The organism is Streptomyces sp. NPDC058231 (genome assembly GCF_042882275.1).
Taxonomy (GTDB): Bacteria; Actinomycetota; Actinomycetes; order Streptomycetales; family Streptomycetaceae; genus Streptomyces.
The window spans coordinates 147,326-167,308 of record NZ_JBHVWN010000007.1 but is presented as its reverse complement, the minus strand read 5'-3'; the positions used below and the strand labels follow the sequence as shown (position 1 = coordinate 167,308).

Sequence of the window (19,983 nt, the reverse complement as noted above, 5' to 3'; positions counted from 1 at the left end):
CCTGTGGTCCGGACTCTAGCGCGCGGCAACGGGATCCGGCAGGGGCGACTTGACGCCGGGTTGTCCACAGGCCTCCGCCGAGTGGGGCTCTGGCCAGTAATCTCAGCGCCCATGGAGCAGAGGCATCTCGGCCGCACCGGCCTTCGAGTGTCCCGGATCGGGCTCGGCACCCTCACCTGGGGCAGGGACACCGACGCGCACGACGCCGCCGAACAGCTGAAGGCCTTCTGGGAGGTGGGCGGCACGCTGGTCGACACGGCCGATGTGTACGGCGGCGGGGAGGCCGAATACCTGCTGGGGCGGCTCGTCGAGGGGCTGGTGCCACGGCGTGACCTGGTCATCGCCACGAAGGCCGGCAGCGTGGCGGACCCCTACCGGCGCTTCAACGGCTCGCGCGGACATCTGCTGGCCGCGCTGGACGCCTCGCTGGAACGGCTGGGCACGGACTACGTGGACCTCTGGCAGATCCACGCCTTCGACCCGGTGACACCGCTGGACGAGACCCTGCAGGCGCTGGACCTGGCGGTGTCCACCGGACGGGCCAGGTACGCGGGGGTGTCGAACTTCTGCGGCTGGCAGCTGGCCAAGGCGGCGACCTGGCAGCTCGCCTCGTCCGGGGTACGCACCCGGATCGCCAGTACGCAGATGGAGTACTCGCTGCTCCAGCGGGGCGTGGAGCGTGAGGTGCTGCCGGCCGCGCTCGATCTGGGCGTGGGGCTGCTGCCTTCGTCGCCGCTGGGCCGGGGGGTGCTGACCGGCAAGTACCGCACAGGTACGCCGGTGGACTCGCGCGGCGCCTCCGAGCTGCTGGCCCCGTTCGTCGAGCCGTATCTCGACGACCCGGCGAGCCGCATCGTGGACGCGGTGGCGACGGCGGCCGACGGCCTGGCCACGACGGCGCTGCAGGTCGCGCTGGCATGGGTGCGGGACCGGCCGGGAGTGGTGGCCCCGATCGTCGGCGCGCGCAACGCACGGCAGCTGACGGAGGCGTTGTCAGTGGAGGCGCTTAGTCTTCCTGACGAGATCTGCCAGGCGCTCGACGACGTGTCGGCGCCCGTGCACCGCTATCCCGACCAGGACTGGAGCACGCTGTGACTGCGCTTCCCCGGGGGGAATCCCCCGGCCCCTCGGCTGCCGTCGGCGACGACGTCGCCGACCCCGCTGCCGCCGTACCCGCCCCGTCCGCGCAGGACGCGGGAGCCGACGCCGGCGAGGCGGAAGTGACGGGGGAGGCGGCCGAGACGGCCGTGGCATCGGACGGGGCGGCGGAGGCCGCCGCGCTCTCCGAGGCCGAGGCCGAGCTGGCCGCACAGCGCGAGCTGCGGGAGCGGATCGAGAAGCGCAAGGCGGAGAAGGACGGGCCGATCGCAGCCGGCACCAAGCTGAGCGGGCAGGCCGCCGATCTGCTGGCGGCGGTGCGTGCCGTGGAGAGCGGCGAGAAGTCCGGCGCCGCGTTCTTCGACTCGCCCGCACCGGCACCCCGCCGGGCCGCCCCCGTCCCCGCACCCGCCCTGCGGCGCGTGCCCGAACCGGTGCTCGCGCCGCAGGGCGCGTCCGCGGAGGCCGTGGCCGCGGTGACGGCCGTGCTCGCCGAGGGCGGGGCACCCGGAAACCTGGCCGTCCCGGCGGCGGAGACACTCGGCGCGCAGGCGGCCGACCTGCTGCGCGAGGACCCGTGGCAGCTGCTGGCCGTACCGGCGGTCCTGCCGGAGCAGGCGGACGGCTTCGCCCGGGCCCTGCTGGGCGCCGCGTGCGGCCCTGACGACGAGCGCCGGACTGCGGCGCTGGTCGGCTGGGTGCTGGAAAGCGCCGCGCTGCGGGGTCACACCGCGCTGGACGCGTCGGCGGTACGGGCGGCGCTCGCCGAGCGTGCGGTGACCGACCCCGAAGCCGCCGTGCAGCACGCCGTCGAGGAAGGCGTCGTGCTGGTCTTCCAGGACGGTCTTGACGATCAGGAGGCGGCAGCGGACCCGGAGGACTCCGGCGACGGGGCGACGGACGGGACCGTGGAGGAGCCGGTACAGGTGCTGCTCGGTCTCGACCGCTACGCGCTGGCCGAGGAGAGCCTCGCCGACGGCCTGGCCCGGCTGGTCAACGCCTGCGAGAAGGACGCCGACTGGTCGGAGGCGGCAGCGGCCGCCGGTTCGCCCTCGGCGGCCGAACTGATCCGTGCCGTCGCGGCCGGCGGCCTCGTCACGCACACCGGCGGCGAGGCGGCCCGGGCCGAACCCGCCGCGCTGATCACCGCGGCCCGCTCCCTCGGGCTGCGGGCCTTCGGTGCCACCCACAGCGTGGACGGCAGACACCGGCTGGCCGGGGCGCTGGACGACCCGGCCGCGGCCGTCACCCTCGCCGGACTGCTCTCCGGCGCGGAGGGACCTGGCCGGGAGGCGGACGGTGCGCTCGCCGCCGATCTGCTGGTCGTGCTGGACGCCCCGCAGCTGGACGTGGAGACCGCAGCGGCCCTCGTCGAGTCACTCGCCGACGGCGCCCGGCTGGTGCTCAGCGGCGACCCGGGCGTACTGGGCTCGGCGGGTGCGGGCCGGGTGTTCGCGGATGTGCTCGCCGCCCACGCATGCCCGCAGACCGTCTCCCGTACACCGGATCCCGGCCCGATCGGCGAGCTGGTCTCCGGCATCGGCATCGGTGAGCTGAACCAGGTGGCGGCCCCCGGCAAGGAGGTGGTGATCGTCCCCGTGCACGACGCGGGCGAGGCGGTGCACCGCACCGTGCAGCTGGTCGCCGACTCGGTGCCGCGCGCCATCGGCGTGCCGTCGGCCGACACCCAGGTGATCACCGTCGGGCACGGCGGTTCGGCGGGGACCCGCGCGCTCAACGCGGCGCTCAAGCAACGGCTCAATCCCGGTCCCGGACGGTTCGGCGGCTTCGACCCCGGCGACCGGATCGTCCATGTCCCGGCTCCGGGCCGGGCCGTGCCGGGGACGGTCGTATCGGCCGATGCGGAAGGTCTGCACCTCGACTGCGCGGGGACGCCGGTCGTCGTGCCGCAGGAGCGGGTGGAACCGTCGGTACGTCACGGCTGGGCGCTCAGCGCCCATCAGGCGGCCGGGATGCGGTGGCCCGCGGTGGTCGTCGTACTGCCCGGTGACGCGGCGCAGGGGCTGAGCCGGAGCTGGGTGTACACCGCGTTCAGCCGAGGCGAGCGGCATCTCTCCGTGGTGCACGGGGTGGATCAGGCGCTGCCGCGTGCGGTGGCTCAGCCGGCCTCGCAGGAGCGCACGACGCGGCTGCGCGCCCTGCTGGAAGCACTGCCGACCGCCGCCGTCTGAGAGCGCCCCGGACCACCGCACCGTCCTGGTCCGGCTGTCCGGCTGTCCGGCTGTCCGGCTGTCCGGCTGGAAACCGTGGCCGCGCCCCGGAACGGACCGCCGGTGCCGTGCGGGTGGGCACCGGTCCCGTCCTGTCGGCCGCGGATGCCACGCGGCCGACAGGACCGGGTCAGGAACTGCCGGCCGCCAGGTCGTCCAGCTCCTCTTCGAGCTCGTCCTCGTCGAAGACCGAGCTGACGTCGAAGCGGCAGACCACCAGTTGCGGATCCGCGTCGTCGAAGGGTGCGCCGAGCCACTCCCCCGCTTCGGGAAGCTCCTCCGCAGCCGCGACCCAGAGCGTGGAATCGCCCTCCTCCAGGCCGAATTCCTGGTGCCGGGAGGCGATCTCGTCCGGTTCGTACTCACCGAAGAGCACACCGAGCGCGGCATGGACACTGGCCCCGACCACGGCGCCGGTCCCGGCGCCGCGGTCGTCCGGGTCCAGATCGGCGATCCGCTGCGCCTGGGCCAGCAGCCGCGGCGGCTCGACCACCGCGTAGTCGCGCCGGATCAGCACGCTGAGCGCGTTCGGCTCCTCGGGGCCGGTGTACGGCGCCAGGGAGCCGTCGGCACCGGGGATCTCGAACGGGGTGACCTCGTCGTAGCGGTCGTAGAGGAGTTCGTCGTACACCTCGGCCGCGGCGGCCAAGGCGTTGAACGCGTCATAGACGGCGGGGTCGTCGTCCCCGGACCGGCGCTCGACCGCCGCGAGGTGATGGTCGAGCGCGGCTTTGACCGCATCGGCGGCGGCGCGTACCTCGGCAGCGGTGGGCTGAGCAGCATCAGACATAGTGCAGACGCTATCCGTACACGGCCTCTGCCCGCACAATAGATGCGATGCCGGAATACGAATTTGTCGATGTGTACGTGCCGCGCGGGGTGTCCCGGAAGGACACGGCCCGCCTGCTGACCGACCATGCCGAGTACGGGCACTGGGAGCTGGACCGGCTGACGCTGCGCCGTGACGGCAGCCGCAGGGTGCGGCTGCGCCGCCGGATCATCCGCCAGCTGCGGGCCACCTGGTGAAACGGAACGGGCCCCGCAGCTGCGGGGCCCGTCCGTGTGTCCTGCCTGTTCCGGTACTTCCTCCGCGCTTATGCGGACATGCGGGAGCGGCGGTAGAGCACGGTGCCCACACCCGCCAGCAGCAGACCGGCGCCCGCCGGGGCCAGCAGGTCGAGCCCGCCCGCTCCGGTGTGGGCGAGCTGGGGCACGGGGGCGTTCGGCACCTCGCGCGGCCCGGGTACCACGGGCTTCTCGGGGGTGACCGGAGGCGTGACCGGGGTGACCGGGGTGACCGGAACCGGGGGCGTACTCACGTCGGTGTCGTTCTCACAGCTGTTGCCGGCGGTCGGGTTGAGCAGTCCGCCGATGGTGATGCTGTTCCCGCAGGCGTTCACGGGGATGTCGACGGGGGCCTGGACGTCGTTGCCCGAAAGGATGCCGGGCGACCCGTGCGTGTACCCCTCCGCCGTCGCCCCGCCGCCACCGGCCCGGTGCTTGCCGCCACCGTGCCTGCCCGCTCCGTCGCCGTGCTCGTGGCCCAGGTCGCCCCGGGCGTCGCCGACCCCGGCGTGACGGCCCGTTCCCCGGTCGACCGGCGACGTCCGGGTGTCCGAGCCGTGACGGCCCGACACAGAGCTTCCCGAACCGTTTCGGCAAGCGTTTCCGGCCGTCGGGTTGAGCAGTCCGACCACGCTCACGGAGTTACCGCACACATTGACCGGTACATCGACCGGGATCTGGACCGAATTCCCTGACAGCACCCCCGGGGAATCCGATGCGCTGCCGGCCGCTCCCGCGTCGGCGTGCGCGTAACCGCCACTCAGCGCGAGCACTCCGCCCGCTGCCGCCATGGTGATCAGGCCTTTACGCGTGACCTGTCGCATACGTTTTTCCTGCCTTCTACCTTCCGGAATACCCCCGGACGTGACCGTGCGGAGGCGGAGTACCCAGCGGCCCCGGAGCGCATGGCGCGCACTCCGGGGCCGGCCGGGCTCAAACCCTTACGGGTTGACGCACACCGTCAGCGGTTGACGCAGGCGTTGCCGAAGGCGGGGTTCAGCAGCCCGATCACCGAGATGCTGTTGCCACACACGTTCACCGGCACATTCACGGGAACCTGGATGACGTTGCCCGAGATGACGCCGGGGCTGCCGAGAGCGGCACCCTGCGCGCCCGAGTCGGCGACAGCCATGCCCGCTCCCGCGAGCACGAGACCACTGGTGACAGCCGCAGCGGCGACGATCTTCTTGATCATTATTCCTCCTAGTTGGCAATGCGGTCCCAGCCGCGGACCGCACCACCTGTAACGAGGAAGAAGTAATCGGGCTACGAGCGCATGGCCCCTTTCACTCGTTCCGGTCATGTACGCACACGCTGGCGATTACCGGCGCGTAATTCAGCAGTTGTCGATGAAACGGTCGAGCACGCGTGCGCCGAATTTCAGGCCGTCGACCGGCACCCGCTCGTCCACGCCGTGGAACATGCCCGCGAAGTCGAGCTCCGGCGGCAGCTTCAGCGGGGCGAATCCGAAGCAGCGGATGCCGAGGTCGTCGAACGACTTGGCGTCGGTACCGCCGGAGAGCATGTACGGGACGGCCCGGGCGATCGGGTCCTCCGCCTTCAGTGCGACCTGCATCGCATCGACCAGCGAGCCGTCGAAGCTGGTCTCCACCGCCTTGTCGCCGTGCACGTCCTCGCGCCTGACCCGCGGGCCGAGGATCCGGTCCAGGTCGGCCAGGAACTCGTCCTCGTAGCCGGGCAGGAAGCGCCCGTCGACATGGGCGACCGCCTGGCCGGGGATCACGTTCACCTTGTAGCCGGCGCCCAGCATCGTGGGGGCGGCGGAGTTGCGCAGGGTGGCGCCGATCATCTTGGCGATGCCGCCCAGTTTGGCGAGCGTGGCGTCCATGTCCTCCGGGTCGAGCGGGGTGCCCAGCGCGTCGGACAGCTCGTCGAGGAAGGACCGTACGGTCTTGGTGACCCTGACCGGCCACTTGTGCCGGCCCAGCCGCCCGACCGCCTCACAGAGCTCGGTGATCGCGTTGTCGTCGTTGGTCATCGAGCCGTGCCCGGCGGTGCCGTCCACGGTGAGCCGCATCCAGTGCATGCCCTTCTCGGCGGTCTCGACGAGATAGAGCCGCAGCTTCTCGTTGACGGTGAACGAGAAGCCGCCGACCTCGCCGATCGCCTCGGTGACACCGTCGAAGAGGTCGGGGTGCTTGTCGACGAGATACCGCGCGCCGTACGTACCGCCCGCCTCCTCGTCGGCGAGGAAGGCGAGCACGATGTCGCGCGGCGGCTTGCGGCCGCTGCGCATCCGGTCACGGACGACCGCGAGGGTCATCGCGTCCATGTCCTTCATGTCGACGGCGCCGCGACCCCAGACACAGCCGTCCGCGAGCTCGCCCGAGAACGGGTGGTGCGTCCAGTCGTGGGCGTTGGCCGGAACGACGTCGGTATGGCCGTGGATGAGCAGCGCGGGCCTGGACGGGTCCTCGCCCTCGATCCTGGCCACCGTCGAGGCACGGCCCTTGTGGGATTCGAAGATCTTCGGTTCGAGCCCGACCTCGGCGAGTTTCTCGGCGACGTACTCGGCGGCCACCCGCTCGCCCGGACCCGAGTGGTCCCCGTAGTTGCTGGTGTCGATCCGGATCAGCTCGCGGCAGAGGTCCACCACCTCGTCCTCGCCCGACAGACTGCCGGCCTTCTGGGTCTCGCTCACTCTGCTTCCTTCCGCTGTCACCCTGGTGCTCCCCGTCATCCTCCCGCGCCCGGCCCGCTCCCCCAAGGCCGCCCACCCCTCGTCACGCACCGTTCACACCGCCAGTGGCGTGATCGAGCACCCCCGAATGTTTGCTATTGTTTTCCACGTCGGAACGGGCACGGCCCGCGAGACAGACACCTTGTCCGGGTGGCGGAATGGCAGACGCGCTAGCTTGAGGTGCTAGTGCCCTTTATCGGGCGTGGGGGTTCAAGTCCCCCCTCGGACACCAGAAGGTCTCCCGCTGTTGATGGGGAGACGGAGCGGATGCGGGTCGAGGATCATCTCGGCCCGCATCCGCTTTTCTGTGCGGAATCCGCGGCCTCATGCCCCCGCTGCCGGGGCGGCCGGCGCGGCCGGGTGGGCGCCGGCGGGGGCCAGCAGCACGGCGACATCACCGGGCCCGGGCAGCGGGCGGTCCGTCTCGGTGACCGGATCGAGCCGGCCGTCGGCCCTGACCAGGAACAGCGTGTCCCAGCCGGCCGGTGCGACCGGATCAGCGGGCCGGGTCACGATGGCCGCCCCGCCCTCGTACCGGCGGGCCAGCGCGACCCCGGTCAGCTCGGGGCCGAACAGGACCTCGCCGCCGATGAACGGGGCGACCACGCCGACGCTCTCGCGCGGAGAGCCGACGCGGTGCACCGCCCCCTCGACGCTCCCGCGCAGGATGGTGGCGGCCAGTGCGTTGAAGTCGTCCTCGGAGGTCAGGAGGAACACCGCCGTGATGCCCTCCAGCTCGGCGCCCTCACCCGTGGCGGCGGCCAGCAGATCTCCCGGGGCCAGTTCGAGGCCGGCCTGCACGATGCGCTCGCGCTGCCACTCCAGCCCGGCCCACATCAGGACCGGCAGCCCCGCCGCTCTCAGTGCCAGCCCGAGGCCCACCACCCACTGCTCGCCGCCGACCAGCAGCGGACGCGAGCGGGACGACCGGACGACGCCCAGCCGCCGGGCTACGGCTGACGCCGTCACTCCGTACAGCGTCACCGTGGCCACGATGACGACGAACGTGGCCGGCAGGATCTTCGAGGCGCCGCCGATCCCCTTCGCCACCAGGGTCGCGGAGAAGGTCGAGGCGGTCGCCGCGGCGACGATCCCACGGGGTGCCATCCAGCCGATGAAGCCGCGCTCGCCCCGGGACAGGTCCGTGCGGAGCGTCGACACCGCCGCGACCAGCGGCCTGACGACGAGCACCAGCACAGCGGCCAGGCCCAGCGCCGGGAGCACCACGTGGCGCAGCGACTGCGGGGTGACGGTGGCGGAGATCGAGACGAAGAGCAGGCCGAGGATCAGGCTGACCAGCGTCTCGAAGAAGAGCCGGCGTACCGGGGCGTCGAACCCCGGGAGGTTGGCGACCGCCAGGCCCATCACCACGGCGGCGATGAGTCCGGAGTCCTCACGGACGACGTCGCAGAAGGCCGCCACCGCGATCACCGCGGCCAGCTGGGCCGTGGTCCCGAGGATCTCGCCGAGCCGGAGTCGCCGGAACAGCACCCACAGCAGCGCGGCCCCGACGACGCCTCCGGCCAGGCCGGTTGCGACGCTGCCGATGAACTTCATCGCTCCGCCGCCGACGTGAGGGTCGGTGCTCGCGTCGACGAGGTGGAAGACGAGCGCGCCCAGGATGCCGCCGACCGGGTCGATGAGGGAACCCTCCCAGACCAGGATGTGCTGCAGCCGTTCCCTCGGCCGGACGAAGCCGAGCAGCGGCCCGACCACGGTCGGCCCGGAAACCACCAGGATCGCGCCGAGCATGACGGCGGCCCGCCGGTCCATGCCCAGCAGCGGCATGGCCACGAGCGTTCCGATCACCCAGCTGATCAGGACACCGATCCAGATCAGCCGGAGGACGACCGCGCGGGTGTGGCCGGTCAGCTTCCCGAGATCGAGCCCGAGGCCCGCGTCGTAGAGGATCACCGCGACGGCGAGCGACACCAGGGGCGAGAACGCCGGTCCCAGCACGAGTTGCGGATTCAGACTGTCCACCAGCGCCCCGGCGGCGAACCCGACCGGCAGCAGCACGATGAGTGCCGGAATGCGCAGCCGGCCGGCCAGGATCTGCGAACCGACGGCGAGCAGCAGGGTCAGTCCCACACCGCTCAGGACCTGATCCGCCGTCATGCAGCTCCCCCTGCGGCGGGCCGGTCGGCGACGGGGCAGCGGCCGGACGGAAGCGGCGCGGCGCTCCGATCCGCGCGCGGCCGACGCTCCGACGGCCGCCGGTCCGGATGTCTCACCGGAGCCGTCATCCCTGCCACGGGGTGATTCCCCAGCGGACCGTGTGCTCCTCACCCGGCGCCAGGGCGACGAGCCCCGTACCGCTGCGGAACGCGTCCGGCGGGCAGGACATGGGCTCGATGGCGATCGCCCTGCGCCGCTCGCCCTCGGGCAGCGTGTCACCGGTGTAGAGCTGGACGTTCTCGACGCCCTCGCCGAGCCACACGTCCGTTCCCCAGGCGCCGGACGGGTGGGCCAGGCGCACCGCGGCGCGCCCGCGCGCGTCCCGCTCCAGCCCGCCGAACGGGGTGTCCAGCCGCTGACTGCCGATGGCCCGTGGCTCGCGGAAGTCGTACGGCGTGCCCGCGACCGGTTCGTCGGCCACCGGCAGTCCCCGCGCGTCGGTCCGCAGCCGGGTCCGCGCCGGTACGGTCAGCAGCGCGTCGTCCACGGTCGCGGTTCCGGCCGTGAGGTAGGGGTGCTGGCCGAATCCGTAGGGCGCGGTGTCGCTGCCCAGGTTGCGTGCGGTCACGGCCACGGCCAGGCCGTCGTCACCGAGGGTGTACTCGGCGCGGACCCGGAGGTGGAAGGGGTAGCCGGGCTGGGGCCACAGCGGCGTGTCGAGCACCGCCCGGTCGTCCCGCGCCTCGACGATCCGCCACGACGTCCAGCGGAGCAGGCCGTGGATGGCGTTGCCGTTCGCCGGCTCGGTCAGCGCCAGCCGTCGGTCCCGGCCGTCCCACCGGTAGCGTCCGTCCGCGATCCGGTTGGGCCACGGCACGAGGATCTGTCCGCGGCCGCCGGTGATCCGGTCGTCCGGAGCGAATCCGTCGATCACCGGCCGTCCGCCGACGGTGTAGTGACGCAGGGCGGCGCCGAGCTCCACGACGACCGCGTTCTGGTCGCGGTGGCGGAGAGCCAGTTGCCGTCCGGTCCGGTTCTCGTGCACGGGTGGCCCTCCTCGGTGTGTCCGGGGTCCGGGCGGCCCGTGGGCCCGGGTCGGGGTGTCCCGGGCGGCCGCCTCCCGGGAGCGTGCGGACCGCGGCGCGCCGGGTCAAGCGGGACACGGATGTCCCGCCTGAATGCCAGGGCAGGTTCGCCCGACGGGGGCAGCCGCGCGCGCGGACCGCGGCCCGCCCGCGCCGTCCCGTGCGAGGGGCGGGAGCGGAGCCGGGCGGTCGCGCGGTGACGTCGCGGGGCCCGGCCGGCCGTCGCTCCTCACCGGCCGGGCGCGGCGATCGGTTCTGCCGGATAGTGGGGGGACGGGAGGCTGCCCACACTGCGGAGCCACTATGAACGATCGCTATCCGCCGATCGCCGAGCACGGGCTCGTGGGCGATCTCCAGACCGCCGCGCTCGTCTCGTCGCGCGGGGTCATCGACTGGTTCGCCGCTCCCCGCTTCGACTCGCCCAGCATCTTCGCCGCCCTGCTCGACAGCGAGCGCGGCGGCTACTTCGAGCTGGCGCCGGAGCATCCGGACAGCACCTGCAAGCAGCTCTACTACCCCGACACCGCGGTCCTGGTGACCCGGTTCATGTCGCCGGACGGGGTGGGCGAGGTGATCGACTACATGCCTCCGGACCTGACAGGTGTGGCGACCGACCGGCACACCCTGGTCAGAGTGGTGCGGGTCGTGCGGGGGACCGTCCGTTTCGCGCTCGCGTGCCGGCCGCGCTTCGACTACGGCCGCGCCGGGCACGAGCTCGACCTCGGACCTGGGGGCGCGCTGTTCCGTGCCCCCGGCATCAGCGCCCACCTGCAGAGCACCTTCCCGCTGGAACGCGACGGCCGGGATGCGCTGGGCACGGTGACCCTGAAGGCCGGGGAGGTCGGCAGCGCCGTGTTCACCGTCTGTGATCCGGGTGGCGAGGCTCCGCCGCCCCCGACGCTCGACACCATCACCGCGAGGAGTTGGGAGGTCGTCAGCTTCTGGAGGACGTGGCTGCGGAGCTCGCGGTACCGGGGACGGTGGCCCGAGCGCGTACACCGTGCGGCCATCACCCTGAAGCTGCTGATCTACGCCCCCACCGGGGCGATGGTAGCCGCGGCGACCATGGGGCTGCCGGAACAGGTCGGCGGGGAGCGCAACTGGGACTACCGGTACACGTGGGTGCGGGACGGCTCGCTGGCCGTCCGCGCACTGCTGGATCTCGGTTTCGTCGAGGAGGCCACCGCGTTCCTGCACTGGCTGGTCGAGCGGCTGCACGAACGCGAGTCCTGGGGCGGGGAGGCGTTGCAGACCATGTACCGGGTCGACGGTGACCCGGACCTGCCCGAGGAGACGCTGGAACACTTCGAGGGGTACCGCGGCTCGTACCCGGTCCGCGCGGGCAACGGCGCCGCCGAGCAGTTGCAGCTGGACATCTACGGCGAAGCCGTCTACGCGCTGTCCCAGGGGCAGGAGATCGTCGGTCAGGCCACCTACGCGGGCTGGAAGGCACTCGCAGCGACGCTCGACTGGCTGGCCGACGCGTGGGACCGGCCGGACGAGGGGATCTGGGAGACGCGCGGCGGACGCAAGGACTTCACCTACAGCAGGGTGATGTGCTGGGTCGCCTTCGACCACGGTCTCCGCCTGGCGGACACCTTCCGCAGACCCGCCGACGTCGACAGGTGGAGACGGGCCAGGGATGCCGTCTTCGAGCAGGTCATGGAGCGGGGCTGGAGCGAGTCGGAGCAGGCCTTCGTCCAGCAGTACGGCGACGATGTGCTGGACGCCTCGCTGCTGCTGATGCCGCGGGTCGAGTTCATCGCCCCCAGGGACCCGACCTGGCTCTCCACGCTGGACGCCATGGACCGCGTACTCGTCTCCGACAGCCTCGTGTACCGCTACGACCCGGCGGCCTCGCCCGACGGGCTGCGCGGCTCGGAGGGCACCTTCAGCCTCTGCACCTTCCTGTACGTCGACGCACTGGCCCGCGCCGGCAGGCTCTCGCAGGCCCGTTACGCCTTCGAGAAGATGCAGACCTACGCCAACCACGTCGGTCTCTTCTCCGAGGAGATCGGCCCGAGCGGCGAGCAACTGGGCAACTTCCCGCAGGCGTTCACCCACCTGGCCCTGATCATGGCCGCCACCACGCTCGACGAGGCGCTGGACCGGGAGGAGGGCCGCTGACCCTGCCGAAGCCCCCGGCGACCGCCGGGACACCGCCCGCCCGGGACAGCCGCCCGGCTCGCCGAGAGGACCACGGCCCATGGTCACGCAGCCGCACCCTCCTCGATGAGCGCCGCCGAGGTCGCCGGAGAACGGGAGATTCCGTGGCGGAGGACCGGAGGTACGACGTCGAAATGCCCTGCGGGTCGGCGACCACATCGCCGGACGGCTCGGCTGACGCGCGGCGCGGCGGCTACCGGGGGTCCCCGGGGGCCCGGCCCGTCCCCGTGTCGGCGTCGGTCAGCGGTTCGAGCTCGCCGTGCGTGTCCATCCAGTAGAGCAGCACCAGCGCCGGGCCGATCAGCACGATCGCGACGACCGTCACGATCGTCAGCCACCGGAGCGTGTCGGGGGCGCCGGCCGCGCCGGCCACGGTCAGGGAGGTGGGCAGCAGATAGGGGCTTTGCGCGGCGCCCCACGCGAGGACGGTCAGCGCCACACTCGCCACGGCGGTGTACCTGCACCACCGATAGGTGCGGCGCAGCAGCAGCACGGCGGTGACGAGAGCGCTCGCCGCCGCGAGGAGCACGAGGAGCAGCCCCGGGCCGCCGGTGAGCCCGTGCCAGACGTGACGGGCGTCGCCGTGGGTCACCGGCAGACCGATCAGGGCCAGCACCACGATGGCGCCGAGGGCACCCAGTGCCCGGCGGCGGAAGTAGTCCACCAGGTCCTGGGCGCCGAAGCGGCGGGCGTCCGAGCACAGGAACACGGCTCCGAGGAACGCGGCTGCGGCGACGGCGAGCAGACCTGCCAGGACGGAGGTGGGGTTGGCCCAGGCATCGGCCGTGGCGGTGGTTCCGACCGCGACCCGGCCGGAGGCGATCCCGCCGAGCGCGGCCCCGAGGAAGAACGGGGTGACGAGCGAGGACACGGCGAACACCGCCCCGTAGAAACGCCGTCGGGCGAGCCGGCGGGCGGGCTTGCGCAGCGCGAAGCCCGCACCGCGCAGCACGAGACCGACGGCGGCGAGGGCCAGGGGCAGCCACAGGGCCCCGAAGACCGCCTGGAACACGGTGGGGAACCCGGTCCACATGACGACGAGGACGAAGATCAGCCAGACGTTGTTGGCCTCCCAGACGGGTCCCATGGCGTGGTCGATCAGCCGGCGCGGACGGTCGCCCCGTTCCGCTCCCCCGGCCACCAGGTCCCAGAATCCGGCCCCGTAGTCGGTGCCCCCGGCGCACGCGTAGGCGGCCACGGCGAACACCAGGATCCAGGCGATGAGTTCCGGCATCATGACGCACCGCCGGGTTTCCGGTCGTCGCCCGTGCCGGACGTGGCGCCCGCGGCCGTGGGCAGGCGTTCACCGCGTGGGCCGTACGGGGTCTCCGTCTCCGGCTCCTGCGGTACGGCGGCGGGGGACGCGGACGCGTCGGCGATGCGCCACCGGGTCCGCATCTTCAGCAGCACGGCGAGGAACGAGGCGAAGACGGCCGCGTACACCAGGACGACGACGGCGAGCATCGTCCACAGCGAGCCCGCGCGGGTGGCGGTCACCGCTTCGGACACCCGCATGTGCTGGTAGACGATCCAGGGCTGGCGTCCGACCTCGGTGGTGATCCAGCCGCACTCCACGGCGACCAGGCAGGCGGCCCCGGACACCGCGGCGCATCGGTGGAACCAGCGTGAGCGGGGCAGGTCCCGCTGCCGCCACCAGCACCAGGCGTACCAGAGCACGAGCAGCATCAGCAGGCTGCCGATGGCGACCATGATGTCGAAGGCCCAGTGGACGACCGTGGCCTGTACGGCCGTGGGGCGGTTCCCGGGCGGCACGGAGCTCAGGCCGGCGACACGGGTGCCGGGCCTGAATCCGGCGAGAACCGAGTCGAGTTGGGGGATCTTCAGCCCTCCGGTGACCGTTCCGTCCGGATGGAGGCGGCCGAACACGTACTCCGGTACGTGGGTGTCGGATTTCCAGACGAGTTCGGTGGCGGCGAATTTGACCGGTTGCTTCTGGAAGACGGAGCGGGCGATGGAGTCGCCCAGGACGAACTGGACCGGGGTGAGGATCGCGGCGACCGTGAACGGCACCGTGAAGCCGAGCCGGTGGTAGCGGTCCCGGCGCCCGCGCAGCCACCCGGCCGCGTAGACACCGGCCACCACGTACCCGGCGGTCAGGAACATGGCCACCGTGAAATGCCAGTACTCGGGGCCGAACATCGGCGTGAAGACGGCCTGCCGCACATCGACGTCGTCCGGCCTGCCCGCGGCGTCGAGGGTGAACCCCTGGGGGGTGTTCATCCATGAGTTGGCCGCGATGATGCCGAACGCCCCCAGGAGGGCGGCCAGCGGCAGCGGCACGCCCAGCCAGAAGTGCGTCCACGGCTTCAGCCTGCGCCAGCCGTAGAGGTAGACGGCGATGAGGACGGCCTCGAGGAAGAACGCCCATGCCTCGATGCCGAACCCGAGACCGAAGACGTCGCCCCAGCGCCCCATCATGCCGGGCCAGAGAAGACCGAACTCGAAGGAGAGCACGGTGCCGGTGACGACCCCGATGGCGAATTGGACGGCCATCACGGCTGACCAGCGCCGGGCGAGTCGGAGCGCCACCTCGTCGCCGCGGCGCAGGCCGCAGTGGTGCATCAGCAGCGTGATGAACGGCAGTGCGACCCCGAACGGCACGAGCAGGATGTGCGAGGCCAAGGTGAAGGCCATCAGCTGGCGTGCGGGCAGGAGCTGGGGCGGGACGGCGGCGTGCGCCAGCAGGGACGTGGTGGTGTGCATGGTGCGCCTCGGTGGTTCGCGCCCGGGGGCGTCGGACGGGGTACGGTGCGGTCCGCCCACGCGGCGCCGGCAGGGCGCGGCCGGGCCGGGAACGCGACGGAAGCGGTCGCTCCGTCCGGTGTACGGCGGTGGCGGCCCGGTGGCCACGGGGCGGGACACCGGGGCACGCCCGGTGCCGGCGGTGGCCGGCGTGCAGCGGGCGTGAGCCCCACCGGGTCCTCCGGCTCCGCCGCGGTCCTGCCCGGGAGTGCCGCCACCGCGGAATCAGCCTCCGGTGGCGAAGCCGGGGAAGAGCGTCATCCCGCCGTCGACGTAGAGCGTGGCGCCCACGACGTAGTCGAGCAGGTCGGATGCCATGGCGACGACGGCGTCGGCGATGTCCTCCGGGTCTCCGACCCGGCCGTACGGGATCAGCCGCAGGAGGGCGGTCTCCGCCTCGGGGGTGTCCCAGGCGTCCTTGTTGATCGGGGTGCGGATGGCGCCGGGGGCGATGGCGTTCACCCGGATCTTCCGGGGTGCCAGTTCCTGCGCGAGGGTCTCCATCATCATGCCCACGCCTCCCTTGGAGGAGGCGTAGTTCACATGGCCCGCCCAGGGGACGATCTGGTGCACCGAACTCATACAGATGATCTTCCCGGCGGACCGGGAGACCTCCGGGACGACGCCGCGCCGCACGAACTCCTTGGTCGCTTCCCGCGCGCAGAGGAACTGACCGGTGAGGTTGACGTCGATGACCTTCTGCCACTGGGCGAGGGTCATCTCCACCGTGGGCGCGTCCCGTTGCAGCCCGGCGTTGGCCACCATGATGTCGATGGTGCCGAATTCCTCGACCATGCGGGCGACCATGCCGACGACCTGGCCCTCGTCGGAGACGTCGGCCCGGTGGGCGTAGGAGCGGACCCCGAAACCCCTGATCTCCTCCACGACCCGCTCGGCTTCGTCCGCACCGGCGACGTAGTTGACGACGACGTCCGCGCCGGCCCGTCCGAGCGCGATCGCGGTCGCCCTGCCGATGCCCGAGTTCCCCCCGGTCACCAACGCCTTCTGCCCTGCCACGAGCTGCGCCGACAGCGGACCCCGGGCGTCATCGGCATTTCCAGCCACCACGGCTTCTCCTTCGTCACTCAGCGCGGCCCGTCGGCCGGCGGGCAACTCCGCCGGGCGGACCGTCGGGGCTTCAAAGGAGGGGAACACCGAACCCGGCGGGCGGGCCGGAACGGCGCGCGGAGCGGTCGCGGCGGAGAGGGAAACTCACGCGACCGGGCCAGTGGAGCAGGAACCGGGTCAGTGGAGCAGGAACCGGCCCCGGGCGCGATCCCGGCCTCCAGGCTTCGGCCGGGCTGATGCCGGTGCTGCCGGACGCCGCGGCCGTGTCCCGCCCCGGGTCCGCGCCGTGCCCGCGGTCACCGGGCGGCCGGGCTTCCCCCTCGCCGGTCGCCACTTCCGCCGTCGGACCGCGGTCGTGGTACCCGGGGTCGGACGCCGGACGGCTCCCGCTGAACGGGGAGTGACGCTTCCGGCTCTCGCCGACCGCCTCGGCCGAGGACGCCTCGTTCCCGCGGCCGGGGTTCGACGCGTCCGGCTCGGACACGGTCACCGTGCCCGGCTCCGGTGGCCGCCGGGGTCGCGCACGGGTGCGGCTCCGCCGGTGGTGCCGCTCGTCCGGCACCACCGGTGAGCTGCGCCGGCGCTGTGACAGGATGACCGGCACCATGACCTCCAGCACCGTCAGCAGTCACCGCGCCCCGGGCGCCGGCGCACCGGCCGTTCCGCTGCGATGAGGGGCCGCGCGAAGCCGCCGCCGGCGCCCCTGCCGCAGCGGAACGGAATCGACCCGGTGCGGGTGCGGCTCCCCGAGGATCCGGGCGGGGAGTGGGCGACGGTCCGCGATCATCTGCTGGCGCGGTTCGGTGACGCGATCGGGGCGGCCCGGGTGGACGCCATGCTCGCCGGGGGCCGGTTCGTCTCGGTGCGGGGCCCCGTGTCAGCCGACGAGCCCTATGAGGCCGGCCGGTTCCTCTGGTTCCACCGGGACTTCGCGCCCGAGGAGCCGGTGCCCTTCCCGGTCGGTGTGGTGTACCGGGACGCGCATCTGGTCATCGCGGACAAGCCGCACTTCCTCGCCACGACGCCGCGCGGCCGCCACATCACCGAGACCGCGGTGGCGCGGCTCCGCCGCGAGCTGGAACTGCCGTCGCTGCAGCCCGCGCACCGGCTGGACCGGCTGACCGCGGGCCTGGTGCTCTTCGTCGTACGCCCCGAGGAGCGGGGCGCGTACCAGACGCTCTTCCGGGACAGGGCGGTGCGCAAGGAGTACGAGGCGGTGGCACCGTACGATCCGGCGCTGGCCTTCCCGCGCACCGTACGCAGCCGGATCGTCAAGGAGCGCGGGGTGATCGCCGCCCGGGAGGAGCCGGGCGAGGCGAACAGCGAGAGCCGGATCGAGCTGCTGCGGCACCGGGCGGGGCTGGGCCGCTACCGGTTGCTGCCGGCCACCGGGCGCACCCATCAGCTGCGGGTCCACATGAACGGCCTGGGCCTGCCGCTGGTCAACGATCCGGTCTATCCGGTGGTCGAGCCGGAGGCCGCGGCGGACGACTGGGCACGTCCGCTGCAACTCCTGGCCCGGGTGCTGGAGTTCACCGACCCGGTCACGGGCGGGCCGCGCCGCTTCGAGAGCGGGCTGCGGCTCACCGCGTGGCCGGACCGGTGATCCGTCCGCTCAGTGCCCGCGGGCGATCCACTCGTCCAGGTGCGGCGCCTCCGCGCCGATCGTGGTGGAGTCGCCGTGTCCGGTGCGGACGGTGGTCTGCGCCGGCAGTGCGAGCAGCCGGTCCCTGATCGACGCGACGATCGTCGGGAAGTGAGAGAAGGACCGTCCGGTGGCGCCGGGCCCGCCCTGGAAGAGGGTGTCCCCGGTGAAGACGGTGGACAGCCCGGGGGCGTACAGGCAGACCGCGCCCGGTGCGTGACCCGGGGTGTGCAGCACCTGGAGGGTGGTCCCGCCGATCCGCAGCTCCTGCCCGTCGGCCAGTTCGGCGTCCGGGGTGCGGTTCGGGTGGGTCTGCTCCCACAGCGGCAGGTCGTCGGGGTGCAGCATGATCGGTGCGCCGGTGGCGTCGGCGAGCGCCGGGGCGGCGTCGATGTGGTCGTTGTGGGCGTGCGTGCAGACGATGCCGCGCAGGGTACGGCCGCCGAGCACGGCCTGGATGGCGGCGGCGTCGTGGGCGGCGTCGATGACGATCGCCTCGGTGTCGTCGCCGACGATCCAGACGTTGTTGTCGACGTCCCACTCCCCGCCGTCGAGGGCGAAGGTGCCGGAGGTGACGAGGTGGTCGATGCGGGCGGTCATCAGAACACCACCACCGAGCGCAGCACGTCGCCGTCGTGCATCCGGGTGAACGCCTGCTCGACGTCGCCGAGTCCGATGGTCTCGGTGACGAACGCGCCGAGGTCGATGCGGCCCTGCTGGTGCAGGTCGATGAGCATCGGGAAGTCGCGGGAGGGCAGGCAGTCGCCGTACCAGGACGACTTGAGCGAGCCGCCCCGGCCGAACACGTCGATCAGCGGGAGTTCGAGCTGCATCTCCGGGGTGGGGACACCGACCAGGACCACGGTGCCGGCGAGGTCGCGGGCGTAGAAGGCCTGCTTGTACGTCTCCGGGCGGCCGACCGCCTCGATGACGACATCGGCGCCGTTGCCGCCGGTCAGCGAGCGGATCGCCTCGACCGGGTCGGTGGAGCGGGAGTTGACGGTGTGCGTGGCACCCATCTTCTTCGCGGTCTCCAGTTTGCGGTCGTCGATGTCCACCGCGATGATCTTCGCCGCGCCGGCCAGCCGGGCACCCACGACGGCCGCGTCACCGACGCCGCCGCAGCCGATGACGGCGACCGAGTCGCCGCGGCCGACCGCACCGGTGTTGATCGCGGCACCGATGCCCGCCATGACACCGCAACCGAGCAGCCCGGCGACGGCCGGGGAGACCTCGGGGTCGACCTTGGTGCACTGGCCGGAGGCGACCAGGGTCTTCTCCGCGAACGCGCCGATGCCGAGCGCGGGCGACAGCTCGGTGCCGTCCAGCAGCGTCATCCGCTGCTTGGCGTTGTGGGTGTCGAAGCAGTACCAGGGGCGGCCGCGCAGACATGCCCGGCACTGTCCGCAGACCGCACGCCAGTTGAGGATGACGAAGTCGCCCGGCTCGACGTCCGTGACGCCCTCGCCGACGGACTCCACGACGCCGGCGGCCTCGTGGCCGAGCAGGAACGGGAAGTCGTCGTTGATGCCGCCCTGCTTGTAGTGCAGGTCGGTGTGGCAGACGCCGCACGCCTGGATCTTCACCACGGCCTCACCGGGCCCGGGGTCCGGGATCACGATCGTCTCGACCCGTACCGGCTCGTTCTTCCCCGGTGCGACGACCCCTTGAACCTGCTGCGCCATTCCGTGGTCTCCCTTTTCTGTGACGGTCCCGACCTCTGTGCGTTCGACCGATGTCCGGAGATCGAACACGAGCAACCGTACGCGGTCGGGGGTGTCACCGCCGCGGCGGCGCGATGCCGCACGGCGGGCCTGCGCGCGAGGTGGTCGGCGGCGCCCTGCCGGTGCGTCAGGACTTGCGCCATCGGGGCTCCATGAGCCGGATCCGCCCCCCGCCCGAGCGGCTCCGCACACGCGCGGGGTGTCACCGCCGCCGTCCGGTCGTACGCCCGGGCCGATCCCGTCGCGTGCGCGACGGCGTACGCCAAGTACCCCGGTGGACCGGCTCGTTCACGTGGCACGCACACCGGGTGCGCGACCC

At 72.6% G+C, this 19,983-nt stretch carries 16 protein-coding genes and 1 tRNA gene; 6 read left to right on the top strand and 11 right to left on the bottom strand.

Annotated elements, in window-relative coordinates; all coding sequences use genetic code 11:
* Positions 1 to 111: 111 nt before the first annotated feature.
* Both ACFVXE_RS07630 and ACFVXE_RS07625 read left to right on the top strand, forming a co-directional pair.
* Complete coding sequence (locus tag ACFVXE_RS07630; protein WP_389670080.1) at positions 112 to 1,095, top strand: aldo/keto reductase; 984 nt, start codon at positions 112 to 114, stop codon at positions 1,093 to 1,095.
* Positions 1,092 to 3,290, top strand: a complete 2,199-nt coding sequence (locus ACFVXE_RS07625; RefSeq protein ID WP_389670079.1) for an ATP-dependent RecD-like DNA helicase — start codon at positions 1,092 to 1,094, stop codon at positions 3,288 to 3,290. The genes ACFVXE_RS07630 and ACFVXE_RS07625 overlap by 4 nt, the downstream gene beginning before the upstream one ends.
* Before the next feature lie 169 nt (positions 3,291 to 3,459).
* Here ACFVXE_RS07625 and ACFVXE_RS07620 read toward each other — a convergent pair whose 3' ends face one another.
* Entirely contained in the window at positions 3,460 to 4,119 is a 660-nt protein-coding gene (locus ACFVXE_RS07620) for a hypothetical protein (protein WP_389670078.1), read from the bottom strand.
* Positions 4,120 to 4,166: 47 nt separating this feature from the next.
* On the opposite strand from ACFVXE_RS07620, the gene ACFVXE_RS07615 reads away from it, so the two are divergent.
* Positions 4,167 to 4,355, top strand: a complete 189-nt coding sequence (locus ACFVXE_RS07615; protein WP_018103708.1) for a DUF5703 family protein — start codon at positions 4,167 to 4,169, stop codon at positions 4,353 to 4,355.
* Positions 4,356 to 4,423: 68 nt separating this feature from the next.
* Here ACFVXE_RS07615 and ACFVXE_RS07610 read toward each other — a convergent pair whose 3' ends face one another.
* The 3 genes from ACFVXE_RS07610 to ACFVXE_RS07600 all read right to left on the bottom strand — a co-directional run bounded on the left by ACFVXE_RS07610 (position 4,424) and on the right by ACFVXE_RS07600 (position 7,095).
* Positions 4,424 to 5,218, bottom strand: coding sequence for a chaplin (locus ACFVXE_RS07610; protein WP_389670077.1), 795 nt, complete (start codon positions 5,216 to 5,218; stop codon positions 4,424 to 4,426).
* A 137-nt stretch (positions 5,219 to 5,355) separates the two neighbouring features.
* Entirely contained in the window at positions 5,356 to 5,589 is a 234-nt protein-coding gene (locus ACFVXE_RS07605; protein ID WP_389670076.1) for a chaplin, read from the bottom strand.
* A gap of 141 nt (positions 5,590 to 5,730) precedes the next feature.
* Positions 5,731 to 7,095: a M20/M25/M40 family metallo-hydrolase gene (locus tag ACFVXE_RS07600; protein ID WP_389670075.1), complete on the bottom strand. Its 1,365-nt coding sequence runs from the start codon at positions 7,093 to 7,095 to the stop codon at positions 5,731 to 5,733.
* A gap of 144 nt (positions 7,096 to 7,239) precedes the next feature.
* Between ACFVXE_RS07600 and ACFVXE_RS07595 the strand changes: the two genes are divergently transcribed.
* Positions 7,240 to 7,327, top strand: a tRNA-Leu gene (locus tag ACFVXE_RS07595).
* Between the two features lie 92 nt (positions 7,328 to 7,419).
* On the opposite strand, the gene ACFVXE_RS07590 is transcribed toward ACFVXE_RS07595, so the two are convergent.
* Both ACFVXE_RS07590 and ACFVXE_RS07585 read right to left on the bottom strand, forming a co-directional pair.
* Complete coding sequence (locus ACFVXE_RS07590; protein ID WP_389670074.1) at positions 7,420 to 9,213, bottom strand: cation:proton antiporter; 1,794 nt, start codon at positions 9,211 to 9,213, stop codon at positions 7,420 to 7,422.
* Positions 9,214 to 9,337: 124 nt separating this feature from the next.
* A complete protein-coding gene (locus ACFVXE_RS07585) occupies positions 9,338 to 10,258 on the bottom strand; it encodes an aldose 1-epimerase family protein (protein WP_389670073.1) in 921 nt (306 codons plus the stop codon).
* Between the two features lie 343 nt (positions 10,259 to 10,601).
* Between ACFVXE_RS07585 and ACFVXE_RS07580 the strand changes: the two genes are divergently transcribed.
* A complete protein-coding gene (locus tag ACFVXE_RS07580; RefSeq protein ID WP_389670072.1) occupies positions 10,602 to 12,425 on the top strand; it encodes a glycoside hydrolase family 15 protein in 1,824 nt (607 codons plus the stop codon).
* 232 nt (positions 12,426 to 12,657) lie between these two features.
* Here ACFVXE_RS07580 and ACFVXE_RS07575 read toward each other — a convergent pair whose 3' ends face one another.
* The 3 genes from ACFVXE_RS07575 to ACFVXE_RS07565 all read right to left on the bottom strand — a co-directional run bounded on the left by ACFVXE_RS07575 (position 12,658) and on the right by ACFVXE_RS07565 (position 16,292).
* On the bottom strand, positions 12,658 to 13,698 hold the full coding sequence (locus ACFVXE_RS07575; RefSeq protein WP_389670125.1) for a cytochrome d ubiquinol oxidase subunit II: 1,041 nt from the start codon (positions 13,696 to 13,698) through the stop codon (positions 12,658 to 12,660).
* Positions 13,698 to 15,188, bottom strand: coding sequence for a cytochrome ubiquinol oxidase subunit I (locus ACFVXE_RS07570; RefSeq protein WP_389670071.1), 1,491 nt, complete (start codon positions 15,186 to 15,188; stop codon positions 13,698 to 13,700). The genes ACFVXE_RS07575 and ACFVXE_RS07570 overlap by 1 nt, the downstream gene beginning before the upstream one ends.
* Before the next feature lie 264 nt (positions 15,189 to 15,452).
* Positions 15,453 to 16,292, bottom strand: a complete 840-nt coding sequence (locus ACFVXE_RS07565) for an SDR family oxidoreductase (RefSeq protein ID WP_389670124.1) — start codon at positions 16,290 to 16,292, stop codon at positions 15,453 to 15,455.
* A 673-nt stretch (positions 16,293 to 16,965) separates the two neighbouring features.
* Between ACFVXE_RS07565 and ACFVXE_RS07560 the strand changes: the two genes are divergently transcribed.
* Positions 16,966 to 17,901 (top strand): pseudouridine synthase, encoded by a 936-nt coding sequence (locus ACFVXE_RS07560; protein ID WP_389670070.1) that lies wholly within the window; start codon positions 16,966 to 16,968, stop codon positions 17,899 to 17,901.
* A gap of 9 nt (positions 17,902 to 17,910) precedes the next feature.
* Here ACFVXE_RS07560 and ACFVXE_RS07555 read toward each other — a convergent pair whose 3' ends face one another.
* Positions 17,911 to 18,540 (bottom strand): MBL fold metallo-hydrolase, encoded by a 630-nt coding sequence (locus tag ACFVXE_RS07555; RefSeq protein ID WP_389670069.1) that lies wholly within the window; start codon positions 18,538 to 18,540, stop codon positions 17,911 to 17,913.
* Complete coding sequence (locus ACFVXE_RS07550) at positions 18,540 to 19,625, bottom strand: S-(hydroxymethyl)mycothiol dehydrogenase (RefSeq protein WP_389670068.1); 1,086 nt, start codon at positions 19,623 to 19,625, stop codon at positions 18,540 to 18,542. The genes ACFVXE_RS07555 and ACFVXE_RS07550 overlap by 1 nt, the downstream gene beginning before the upstream one ends.
* Positions 19,626 to 19,983: the final 358 nt, after the last annotated feature.

Excerpts from the sequence above, each read along its gene's own strand:
- ACFVXE_RS07550 (WP_389670068.1), bottom strand. The coding sequence starts at position 19,625 with ATGGCGCAGCAGGTTCAAGGGGTCGTCGCACCGGGGAAGAACGAGCCG.
- ACFVXE_RS07630 (WP_389670080.1), top strand. The coding sequence starts at position 112 with ATGGAGCAGAGGCATCTCGGCCGCACCGGCCTTCGAGTGTCCCGGATC.
- ACFVXE_RS07570 (WP_389670071.1), bottom strand. The coding sequence starts at position 15,188 with ATGCACACCACCACGTCCCTGCTGGCGCACGCCGCCGTCCCGCCCCAG.
- ACFVXE_RS07580 (WP_389670072.1), top strand. The coding sequence starts at position 10,602 with ATGAACGATCGCTATCCGCCGATCGCCGAGCACGGGCTCGTGGGCGAT.
- ACFVXE_RS07620 (WP_389670078.1), bottom strand. The coding sequence starts at position 4,119 with ATGTCTGATGCTGCTCAGCCCACCGCTGCCGAGGTACGCGCCGCCGCC.
- ACFVXE_RS07560 (WP_389670070.1), top strand. The coding sequence starts at position 16,966 with ATGAGGGGCCGCGCGAAGCCGCCGCCGGCGCCCCTGCCGCAGCGGAAC.
- ACFVXE_RS07590 (WP_389670074.1), bottom strand. The coding sequence starts at position 9,213 with ATGACGGCGGATCAGGTCCTGAGCGGTGTGGGACTGACCCTGCTGCTC.
- ACFVXE_RS07615 (WP_018103708.1), top strand. The coding sequence starts at position 4,167 with ATGCCGGAATACGAATTTGTCGATGTGTACGTGCCGCGCGGGGTGTCC.
- ACFVXE_RS07555 (WP_389670069.1), bottom strand. The coding sequence starts at position 18,540 with ATGACCGCCCGCATCGACCACCTCGTCACCTCCGGCACCTTCGCCCTC.
- ACFVXE_RS07605 (WP_389670076.1), bottom strand. The coding sequence starts at position 5,589 with ATGATCAAGAAGATCGTCGCCGCTGCGGCTGTCACCAGTGGTCTCGTG.
- ACFVXE_RS07575 (WP_389670125.1), bottom strand. The coding sequence starts at position 13,698 with ATGCCGGAACTCATCGCCTGGATCCTGGTGTTCGCCGTGGCCGCCTAC.
- ACFVXE_RS07600 (WP_389670075.1), bottom strand. The coding sequence starts at position 7,095 with ATGACGGGGAGCACCAGGGTGACAGCGGAAGGAAGCAGAGTGAGCGAG.
- ACFVXE_RS07610 (WP_389670077.1), bottom strand. The coding sequence starts at position 5,218 with ATGCGACAGGTCACGCGTAAAGGCCTGATCACCATGGCGGCAGCGGGC.